Consider the following 10,688-nt stretch of genomic DNA (forward strand, 5'->3'; position numbering starts at 1 on the left):
GGGCAGTCTTCTTTTTCGTTACCATTTTCACCAACATTATGTGGGGCGTGTTGGGTGAATATATCGGCTGGATCCGTCAGGTGCGCTGGTTTGGCTGCCTGGGATGCGCGCTGTCCAGCCTGGCCTTCTATTATTTGCCAATAACTTTTGGCCATAACTTCTGGATAGCACTGATACCTGCAGTGATGCTGGGCATTACGGTCGCCGCCTTTGTGCCGATGACCGCCGTATTTCCAGTGCTGGAGCCGAAGCACAAGGGCGCTGCGATCTCTATTTATAACCTCTCCGCCGGGCTGAGCAACTTTCTTGCGCCTGCTATTGCCTCGCTGGTGCTGCCCTTCTTTGATATCAAAGGCGTGGTCTGGACCTATACCGCGCTTTATCTGTTTGCCGGGGTGCTGACACTAATTATTCAGGTAGAGCAACCTTCCAGAAAAAGCGCCAAAAATAACGTTAATAACTATGGTTCAACCGCCGTCACGCCGGATAAAACATAAATTTGATTTTTGACGCTTTTATAAACGGGGAGTAACTAAAAGTGACATCCCTGTTTTTTATGTGGCTAAAAAAGCCTGGATGAGTTCCCTTTGCTGAGCAAAAAATGTTAAAATTGACCTCAATCAATAATTACCCGAGCCAACACTATGATCCCGGAAAAGCGTGTTCTCAACAGACGTATCCAGTCTGGCGGTTGTGCGATTCATTGTCAGGATTGCAGCATCAGCCAGCTCTGTATTCCTTTCACCCTGAACGAGCACGAGCTCGATCAGCTGGATAACATTATCGAGCGGAAAAAGCCTATTCAAAAAGGGCAGACGCTGTTTAAAGCAGGGGATGAACTGAAGTCGCTGTACGCCATTCGTTCCGGGACCATTAAAAGCTATACCATTACCGAACAGGGCGACGAGCAAATCACCGGCTTTCACCTTGCAGGTGATCTGGTGGGCTTCGATGCCATCAGCGGCGGCCAGCACCCGAGCTTTTCTCAGGCGCTGGAAACCGCAATGGTTTGTGAAATTCCTTTTGAAACCTTAGATGATTTGTCAGGCAAAATGCCCAGCCTTCGTCAGCAAATGATGCGGCTGATGAGCGGCGAAATTAAGGGCGATCAAGAGATGATCCTGCTGCTGTCGAAGAAAAATGCGGAAGAGCGTCTCGCTGCCTTTATCTACGGCCTTTCCCGCCGTTTCGGCGAGCGCGGCTTCTCCCAGCGTGAATTTCGTCTGACCATGACCCGTGGCGATATCGGTAATTACCTTGGCCTGACTGTCGAAACCATCAGTCGCCTGCTGGGCCGCTTCCAGAAAAGCGGCATGCTGGCAGTGAAAGGTAAATATATCACCATTGAAAATCATGAAGTGCTGTCGCAGCTGGCGGGTCAAAGCCGCACGATCGCCTGATGTTAAGCCGGATGGGTTCGCCGATCCGGCCATTTTTCCTTTCTTCTGCCTGAATATCGCCTCTCGTGTTGCCCATAACACGCCCGGTTTGCGCGTTTTCTCACGGTGGAAAAGCACGTAAACCTTCCCGACGGCCGTTTTGCAGGATTCTTTTGTTATAATATTGATCTGGCTATAACTTTTTCTTCCTTTCCGCACGGTGATTGGGCTATCTTTTAAGCTACCCAGCGTATGGAGGACCCGTTATGGCTAAGTACCAAAACATTCTCGTGGCGATCGACGCGCAACAGGACGACCAGCCAGCGCTGCGCCGTGCTGTCTATCTTAACCAGCGTCTCGGTGGTCAAATCACGGCTTTCCTGCCTATTTATGATTTTTCTTATGAAATGACGACATTGCTGTCGCCCGACGAGCGCGTCACCATGCGCAAAGGGGTGATCAGCCAGCGTACCGAGTGGATCCGCGAGCAGTCCAAAGCCTATCTGGCTGCGGGCATTAATATCGATATCAAAGTGGTCTGGCATAACCGCCCCTATGAGGCGATTATTCAGGAAGTGCTGGACGGCGGCTACGATCTGCTGCTGAAGATGGCTCACCAGCACGACAGGCTGCAGTCGGTAGTGTTTACGCCTACCGACTGGCATCTGCTGCGCAAGTGCCCTTGTCCGGTGTGGATGGTAAAAGACCAGCCCTGGCCGGAAAACGGCAAGGCGGTGGTGGCGGTAAACCTGGCCAGCGAGGAGCCGCATCATGACCCGCTCAATACCCGGCTGGTTAAAGAGACGCTGGAGCTGGCGGAACAGGTCAACCATACCGAAGTGCATCTCGTCGGAGCCTATCCCATCACGCCCGTGAATATTGCTATTGAACTGCCCGACTTCGATCCCAGCGTTTACAACGATGCGATCCGGGGTCAACATCTGCTGGCAATGAAGGCGCTGCGGCAAAGTTTCAGCATCGACGAAAAATTTACCCATGTTGCAAAAGGCCTGCCGGAAGAGGTGATCCCGGAGCTGGCGGATCGGCTGGACGCGGGCGTGGTCGTGCTTGGCACTATTGGCCGTACCGGGCTGTCGGCGGCTTTCCTTGGCAATACGGCGGAACAGGTTATCGATCATCTGCGTTGCGATCTGCTGGCGATCAAGCCGGAAGGCTTTGTTTCCCCTGTCGAACTGGATGATGACGAAGACGACTGACGGTTAACCGGAAAGCTGAATATGGCCGACCGTTATGCCAAAAGATGCCGGGTTCGGACGTTGGCCCGAGAGATAAAGATAACCGTTCGTTGCGCCGAAAAAGGAAAACGACCCAGCGTTAATCTGAGCAGGCCGGGGGATCCCCGGCCTTTCACTGTCAACAATGGCTACAGCGCTTTTAAAATAGCTTCCACGGTCGCCTTCGCATCACCAAACAGCATCTGGGTGTTTTCGCGGAAGAACAGCGGGTTTTGCACGCCGGCGTAGCCGGTATTCATAGAACGTTTGAAAACCACGACGTTATGCGCCTTCCACACTTCCAGTACCGGCATCCCGGCGATGGGGCTACGCGGATCCTCCTGTGCGGCGGGATTGACGGTATCGTTCGCGCCAATCACCAGCACGGTATCCGTTTCGCTAAAGTCGTCGTTGATCTCATCCATTTCCAACACGATATCGTAAGGCACCCGCGCCTCCGCCAACAGCACGTTCATATGGCCCGGCAGGCGTCCGGCGACCGGATGGATACCAAAGCGCACCTTTATGCCCTGCGCACGCAGCTTCTCGGTGATCTCCGCGACGGGATACTGCGCCTGCGCCACCGCCATACCATAGCCGGGCGTGATGATCACACTGCGCGAGTTCTTCAGTAGCTCTGCCGTTCCCTGCACGTCAATTTCACGGTGCTCTCCCGCCTCCTCACCTTCGCCGGTGGAACTGCTGTCGGTGCCGAAACCGCCCGCGATGACGCTGATAAAGGAGCGGTTCATGGCCTTACACATAATGTAAGAAAGAATAGCGCCGCTTGAACCAACCAGGGCACCGGTGACGATCAGCAGATCATTGCCGAGCATAAAGCCCGCCGCCGCCGCAGCCCACCCTGAATACGAATTAAGCATAGAGACCACAACCGGCATATCCGCCCCGCCGATGGAAGCCACCAAATGCCAGCCAAATGCCAGCGCAATCAGGGTCATCAGCAGTAGCGAAAAACCCTGCCAACCCGTGCTGTCGGTGCGTACAAAAATGATCAGCAGGCAGAGGGAAACCACCAGCGCCAGCAGGTTTAGTCGGTGCCGGTGCGGCAGCGCCAGCGGCCGGGAAGAGAGTTTCCCACACAGCTTGCCCCAGGCGACCAGCGAACCGGTGAAGGTCACCGCGCCGATAAAGATGCCGATAAAGACCTCGGTCAGATGGATATTCTCTATCACCGCAGCCAGACCGGGCGCGTGGTCAAGATAGCTGTTAAAGCCTACCAGCACCGCAGCCAGGCCCACGAAGCTGTGCAGTACCGCCACCAGCTCCGGCATTTCGGTCATTTCGACCTTTTTCGCCAGCCGCACGCCAATGGCTCCCCCGATCACCATCGCCATCAGCACCCAGCCAACGCGGCTGCTGTCGGGGCCAAGCAGCGTTGCCAGTAATGCAATCGCCATCCCGCTGATGCCAAACAGGTTGCCCTGTTTCGCGGTTTCATGCTTTGACAACCCGGCAAGGCTGCAAATAAAAAGAATTGCGGCAACAATGTATGCTGCAGTCACTAATCCGCCAGACATTGATTACCCCTTAGTGTTTACGAAACATTTTCAGCATGCGCTGAGTCACGGTGAAGCCACCGAAGATATTGATGCTGGCAATCAGCACGGCAATAAAGGAGAAGAAGCTGACCCAGCCACCGTGTCCCATTTGCAGTACCGCACCGACAACGATGATGCCGGATATTGCGTTGGTGACCGACATCAGCGGTGTATGCAGTGCATGGCTGACGTTCCACACCACGTAATAACCCACCACGCAGGCAAGCGCGAACACGGTGAAATGGGTCAGGAAAGCGGGCGGCGCAACGTTGGCGAGCCAGCCAAACAGAAGGATGGCCAGCGCCAACAGCGCATATTTACGGAACGGTGAAGCGGGTTGAGCCTCTGGTTTTTCAGGGGCTTTAACGGCGGCAGGCGCCGCTTTCGGCGCGGCAGAAACCTGAATCGGCGGCGCAGGCCAGGTAATGTCGCCCTCGCGTACTACGGTTACCCCCCGAATGACCACATCGTCGAAGTCGATAACGATTTCGCCGTTTTTCTCTTTGCAGAGTAATTTGAGCAGGTTGACCAGGTTAGTGCCATAAAGCTGTGAGGATTGGGTAGGCAGGCGGCCCGGCAAATCGGTATAGCCGATGATTTTCACGCCATTCTCGGTGGTAGTCACCCGATCCGCCACGGTCAGTTCGCAGTTGCCACCGGTTTGTGCCGCCAGATCGACAACCACACTGCCCGGCTTCATAGAGGCCACCATTTCTGCGGTGATGAGCTTTGGTGCCGGCTTGCCTGGGATCAGCGCCGTGGTAACGATGATATCTACATCCTTCGCCTGCGCGGCAAACAGCGCCATTTCCGCTTTGATAAAGGCCTCGGACATCACTTTGGCATAGCCATCGCCACTGCCTGCCTCTTCCTCAACGTCCAGCTCAAGGAATTCCGCGCCCATGCTTTGCACCTGTTCTTTCACCTCCGGGCGGGTATCAAAAGCACGCACGATAGCGCCAAGGCTGCCAGCCGCACCAATGGCGGCCAGGCCTGCAACGCCTGCGCCTATCACCATCACTTTAGCCGGCGGGACTTTGCCTGCGGCTGTAATCTGCCCGGTAAAGAAGCGGCCAAACTCATGCGCGGCCTCAATAATAGCGCGGTAACCGGCGATATTAGCCATGGAGCTGAGCGCATCCAGCGACTGTGCACGGGATATGCGCGGTACCGCATCCATCGACATCACGGTAACCTTACGCGCCGCCAGTTTCTCCAGCAGAGCCGGATTTTGTGCGGGCCAGATAAAGCTGACCAGCGTGCTGCCTTCCCGGGCTTGCGCGATTTCCTCATCTATCGGCGCGTTAACTTTGAGCACGATGTCCGCCTGCCAGACCGCGGCGTTCTCAACCAGCGTGGCACCTGCTGCAGCGTAGGCTTCGTCGTCAAAGCTGGCCAGCCGACCTGCGCCCCGCTCTACTGCCACGCTGAAGCCCAGCGCCAGCAGCTGCTCAACCGTTTTAGGCGTGGCGGCGACTCGCGTCTCGTTGGGCAACCGCTCTTTGGTAATTCCAATCAGCATAGTATTCCCTTTCATCAGAGGTAAGACGATCACTTTCTGTGGCGGCGCGGCGTCGGCACGTCGCCTGTTTTACTACGAACGCTTTATAACCTACTGAAAACAGCCCGGTCATACCAGCCGTTACCGTGCCGTTTTCTCTTTTTATGCCCGAAAAATCCGGCATGAGTGGCAAAATCGCGATTTTACGCGCTTAATAGACCCTGCTCTGCCTATAATCTGCTACGGAAAAGTGACAAAATAATCATAATGTCGTGTAAAAAGATAATAATTAACAGTTGATTACCGATAATATTGATACTATTTAGTGGCTTAGATAACAAATAAAATCCAAAAGCCTCGATTTAACACTTATATAATATCTCCCGGCGCCGTTGCGCTTGTTGCCTCGTCACCGGACGTAAAATGGCTGAGACAGGACGCATTATTACATGCAATAATCGAGAGCTAATCTGTTACACATCAAGAGTCCAGCACGTTTTCGTACTCATTTTTTTGCGCAAGGCGAAGGATTATTTTTATGAAGCTGAAGATTACTGTTCTGGCATCAGCCCTGTTGTCGCTTACCTCACTTTCCGTTTATGCGGCCCAGGAACTGACGCCGCAGAAAGCGGCATCGCTGAAGCCTTTCGATCGCATCAGCATTACCGGCCGTTTTAACGCCATTAACGAAGCCAACGAGGCGATATCGAAACGTGCCGACGAGCTGGGCGCGAAAGCGTTTTACGTGCAGAGCATCAACGACAGCAACAATAACGGTGGCAACTGGCGCGTAGTGGCAGACATCTACCGTGACGATGCGCCGCCAGCGCCAAAATCGCAGGATCGCGTGATTAACGGCGTACGCGAGCTGACCAAAGCGGAAGCCTACAAGCTGGAACCTTTTGATACGGTTTCCGTAAACGGCTTCTATCACAGCCAGCCGGATGTTAACGACGCGATCACCCGTAAAGCGAAAGAGAAAGGCGCAGCCTCTTTCTTTATTATTCGTCAGATTGATGCCAACAGCGGCGGCAATCAGTACGTGACTGCCTATATCTACAAAGCCGATGCGAAAGCGCGCAAGGTCCAGTCCCCGGATCTGATCCCGGCCGATTCCCAGGCCGGTAAAGCCGCTATCGCTGCAGGCGGTACGGCGGCCAAAACCGTGCAGATCCCGGGCGTGGCCTCTTCCGAAACGCCAAGCAATAAAGTTGGCCGCTTCTTTGAAACGCAATCTTCTACCGGTCAGCGCTATACCGTGAGAACGCCGGCAGGCAAGAGCGTGCAGGAAGTTAATGCGATTACCGCTGCGCAAATGCAACCGTTCGACAGCGTGACCTTTACCGGCCACTTCGGGACGCCAACGGAGATTTCCGACGCCGTAGGCCGTGCGGCCATCGAGAAAGGTGCGAAGTATTACCATATTACTCGCCAGTGGTCTAACCAGAGCGGTGGCAATCTGACCGTTTCTGCCGACTTGTTTAAATAAGGATCCGGCAAGCCTGGTCAAGGCGCGTCTGCACGTCAGGCGCGCCTCTTTCGCGCCGGATACCCTGTTCTCCCCCCAGCACGTTTGCATAATGCCCCGTCATATTTTGCATACTCAATCACTTTTCGCCCTCTTTCGCATTGCATCTCGCCAGGCCACTCCGTAAAATCGCCGCCGGTTTCAGGGGATTTCGTCGGGTTTAGCGATGCAAAGCGTATAAATAGCGAGCTATCTACCCTGTTATGGTTTTTTATTCTGGTTTCGGGATGCTTTTTTGGACAAAAAATTAGGTCTTACCGCGCTAACGGCGCTGGTACTGAGTTCCATGCTGGGCGCCGGCGTCTTCAGTCTGCCACAAAATATGGCGTTAGTGGCCGGGCCAGCGGCACTGCTGACGGGCTGGGCGATCACTGGCATCGGCATTATTATGCTGTCGCTGGCGCTCTTGCTGCTGACCCGTCTTAAACCCGAGCTGGACGGCGGTATTTATACTTACGCCCGTGAGGGCTTCGGTGAGCTGGTCGGCTTTTGCTCGGCCTGGGGCTACTGGCTTTGCGCGGTTATCGCTAATGTCTCTTATCTGGTGATTGTCTTTTCTGCCCTGAGCTTCTTTACCGATTCGCCAGGCCACGTTGTGTTTGGCGACGGCAATACCTGGCAGGCCGTACTGGGCGCCTCGGTGCTGCTATGGTTGGTGCACGGACTGGTGCTACGCGGGGTGCAAACGGCAGCGAGCATTAACCTGGTCGCCACATTGGGCAAGCTGGTGCCGCTGGGGCTGTTTGTCGTGCTGGCAATAGCGGCCTTTAATCTCGACCGTTTCCGCTTCGATTTTTCGGGTATGGAACTGGGTGTACCGGTGTGGGCGCAGGTCAAAAACACCATGCTGATCACGCTGTGGGTATTTATCGGTGTGGAAGGCGCGGTAGTGGTTTCCGCCCGTGCCAGAGACAAAAAAGACGTGGGCCGCGCCACGCTGCTGGCGGTGATTGCCGCGCTGGTAGTTTATCTGCTGGTTACGCTGCTCTCTCTTGGCATTGTCCCACGAGCGGAGCTGGCCCAAATGCGTAACCCTTCAATGGCGGGCTTGCTGGATCGCCTGATTGGATCCTGGGGCGATATGGTTATCGCACTGGGGCTGATAGTCTCGGTAAGCGGCGCCTACCTCAGCTGGACGATTATGGCGGCGGAAGTGCCGATGCTGGCGGCCGGAAACGGTACTTTTCCGCGTTCGCTGGCGAAGCAGAACGCACGTGGTGCGCCATCCGCCTCGCTTTGGCTGACTAACCTGAGCGTGCAGGGCTGTCTTATTCTGATTTGGCTGACCGGTTCTGATTACAATACGCTGCTGACCATCGCGTCGGAGATGGTGCTGGTGCCCTATTTGCTGGTAGGTGCCTACCTGTTTAAAGTTGCTCGTGCCCAGCAGAAAACGGCGGCACTGGTCGTAGCGCTGGGTGCCAGTGCCTATGGTCTGTGGCTGCTGTATGCTTCCGGACCGCTGCATCTTTTGCTTTCGGTGGTGCTTTACGCACCGGGAATGCTGCTGTTTATCTGGGCGCGCCGCAATGGGCAAGGGAAGGGTTATCTCAATAAACTGGAAAAAGTCGCGATGGGCGTATTGATTGCCGGCGCCGCGCCGGCAACGTGGATGCTGCTGCGTTAGTGGGAAAAAGCAGGCATGGCGATCGTTAAGCGGTCGTCATGCTGTTCCAGCGAAAGTGGCTTAACGTATTCTTTGCGTATAGCGTCAAGCTGCTGGTCAGAAAGCGGATAAGGCAGCAGAATTTCAAAGCGTTCAATATGCTGTTGTTCAGCCAGCGTTATCAATCGGGCGATATTTATCTCGTCGCTCACCTGGGTAGAGATGATCTGTAGCGCCAGGGCTTTCAGCCTTTCTGAAGGGGGACAGGCGGGGTCGGGTGAGTTTTTAGTCACCATCCCGAAAATAGGCATAACGCCGTAAATAGCGTCAACAAAGCTCCAGCGTTTCTTACAGGAAGCCGCGAGAAAATCGATATAGTTCAGGCAGATATGGCAATCCCGTCCCGTTGAAGCCTGCTCTTTATCAGTCACCCTTTTCTCCCCTTTCTCCGTTAATCAACGCACTGCTTCGTCAGGCAACAACCCTGTCGAATATAATGACATATTTTATGCCATTTATACTATACATCGAGAGTTATTTAGCTTTGACTCATAGTAGTCAGCGTAAACATTGGGTAATCTTGCTACTCCTTCGTAAAAAAATGTCGCTATGAATAAAATTGTATTCGTTGAGGACGATCGGGACGTGGGCGAACTTATCGCCGCCTACCTGAAACGTCATGATATTGAAGTTATCGTAGAAAGCCGTGGCGACCGTGCCGAAGCCACGATAGAGGCGGCCATGCCCGATCTGGTTATGCTGGATATTATGCTGCCAGGCAAGGATGGCATGACGCTGTGTCGCGATCTGCGCGCCAGCCAGACGTGGTCCGGTCCGATTGTGCTGCTGACCTCGCTGGACAGCGATATGAATCATATTTTATCGCTGGAAATGGGTGCCAACGACTATATCCTGAAAACCACGCCGCCTGCGGTGCTACTGGCACGCCTGCGGCTGCACCTGCGTCAGGCGGCAACACACGGTGACGAGGCGGTTATCGCCCCGGCCGTCAGCGCGCAAAAAGCTTTGCGTTTTGGCACCCTGACCGTGGACGCCGTTAACCGCCAGGTCACGCTGGGGGGAGAGACTATCGCGCTTTCCACCGCTGATTTCGATCTGCTGTGGGAGCTGGCGACCCATGCCGGTTCCATCCTCAACCGCGATGCCCTGCTGAAAACGCTGCGCGGGGTGAGTTATGACGGTATGGATCGCAGCATTGACGTGGCGATTTCACGCCTGCGCAAAAAGTTACTGGACAGCGCGACCGAGCCTTATCGCATTAAAACTATCCGCAACAAAGGTTATTTGTTTGCCCCGCACGCCTGGGACACGCAATGAAGAAGCTATTTATACAGTTTTATCAAGCCTATAATGGATAACCATTTGATATCAAAATAAATTACTTGAATATCAACTATTAATGAAAACTCAAAGTGGGCAGACAAGGACAGATGCGAACTTTTTTTGCCCATTTTTCTGTCCTTTTTGCACCAAATGCCTCTTTTTATGCCTCTAAAACCCGCCGTTATCTGGCTCGAAAGGAAGAGTTCAGACGTAATTATACTTTCCCATATAACTGGTTTTATATACAGCAATCCAGATAATGCTGCGAGGCACTATTCAGCTGTATGTTCATTCAACCTGATTAAATTACCAGCAACCACGACACATCAGACCAGGTTATCATCAAGCAAGGTTCAGTAGCCGTAAGATACGTTCAGGTGAGATTAGAAGCTAAATTATATGGGTGCCTGATTGCTAACAACCTTATAAATTAAAAGGGATTTTATGATAAGCGCAAAGAGTCTAGCCAATGATATGGTTGAGTCCATCAATGTAAACAGTAATTTTTTAAAATCATTCGCAGGTGGTGCACTCGA

General features: G+C 53.7%; 9 protein-coding genes. 6 read left to right on the forward strand and 3 right to left on the reverse strand.

Annotated features, from left to right (window positions below; all coding sequences use genetic code 11):
• The 3 genes from RTK32_RS12855 to uspE all read left to right on the forward strand — a co-directional run.
• On the forward strand, positions 1–497 hold a 497-nt coding region (locus RTK32_RS12855; RefSeq protein WP_312044525.1), incomplete at its 5' end, for an MFS transporter.
• Between the two features lie 147 nt (positions 498–644).
• Positions 645–1,400, forward strand: coding sequence for an FNR family transcription factor (locus RTK32_RS12860; RefSeq protein ID WP_312044527.1), 756 nt, complete (start codon positions 645–647; stop codon positions 1,398–1,400).
• 245 nt (positions 1,401–1,645) lie between these two features.
• Positions 1,646–2,596, forward strand: coding sequence for a universal stress protein UspE (gene uspE / locus RTK32_RS12865; RefSeq protein ID WP_312044529.1), 951 nt, complete (start codon positions 1,646–1,648; stop codon positions 2,594–2,596).
• A 167-nt stretch (positions 2,597–2,763) separates the two neighbouring features.
• On the opposite strand, the gene pntB is transcribed toward uspE, so the two are convergent.
• Positions 2,764–4,152 carry a Re/Si-specific NAD(P)(+) transhydrogenase subunit beta gene (gene pntB, locus RTK32_RS12870; RefSeq protein ID WP_312044531.1) on the reverse strand — a complete coding sequence of 463 codons (1,389 nt, stop codon included), beginning with the start codon at positions 4,150–4,152 and terminating at the stop codon, positions 2,764–2,766.
• A gap of 10 nt (positions 4,153–4,162) precedes the next feature.
• Positions 4,163–5,695 carry a Re/Si-specific NAD(P)(+) transhydrogenase subunit alpha gene (gene pntA, locus RTK32_RS12875; RefSeq protein WP_312044533.1) on the reverse strand — a complete coding sequence of 511 codons (1,533 nt, stop codon included), beginning with the start codon at positions 5,693–5,695 and terminating at the stop codon, positions 4,163–4,165.
• Positions 5,696–6,212: 517 nt separating this feature from the next.
• Between pntA and ydgH the strand changes: the two genes are divergently transcribed.
• Together ydgH and RTK32_RS12885 are read left to right on the forward strand one after the other, a co-directional pair.
• The gene (ydgH, locus tag RTK32_RS12880; protein WP_312044535.1) at positions 6,213–7,163 is read left to right on the forward strand and encodes a DUF1471 family protein YdgH; all 951 of its coding nucleotides are present in this window, start codon (positions 6,213–6,215) and stop codon (positions 7,161–7,163) included.
• A gap of 274 nt (positions 7,164–7,437) precedes the next feature.
• Positions 7,438–8,829, forward strand: coding sequence for an amino acid permease (locus RTK32_RS12885; RefSeq protein ID WP_312044537.1), 1,392 nt, complete (start codon positions 7,438–7,440; stop codon positions 8,827–8,829).
• Here RTK32_RS12885 and RTK32_RS12890 read toward each other — a convergent pair.
• A complete protein-coding gene (locus RTK32_RS12890; RefSeq protein WP_312044539.1) occupies positions 8,826–9,239 on the reverse strand; it encodes a hypothetical protein in 414 nt (137 codons plus the stop codon). The two genes, RTK32_RS12885 and RTK32_RS12890, sit on opposite strands and share 4 nt — an antisense overlap.
• A 178-nt stretch (positions 9,240–9,417) precedes the next feature.
• Here RTK32_RS12890 and rstA point away from each other — a divergent pair, with 178 nt between their 5' ends.
• Entirely contained in the window at positions 9,418–10,146 is a 729-nt protein-coding gene (rstA, locus tag RTK32_RS12895; RefSeq protein ID WP_312044541.1) for a two-component system response regulator RstA, read from the forward strand.
• The last annotated feature ends 542 nt before the right edge of the window (positions 10,147–10,688 follow it).

Origin of the sequence: Erwinia sp. (assembly GCF_031978025.1) — a bacterium.
In the GTDB taxonomy this organism is placed as follows: domain Bacteria; phylum Pseudomonadota; class Gammaproteobacteria; order Enterobacterales; family Enterobacteriaceae; genus Erwinia.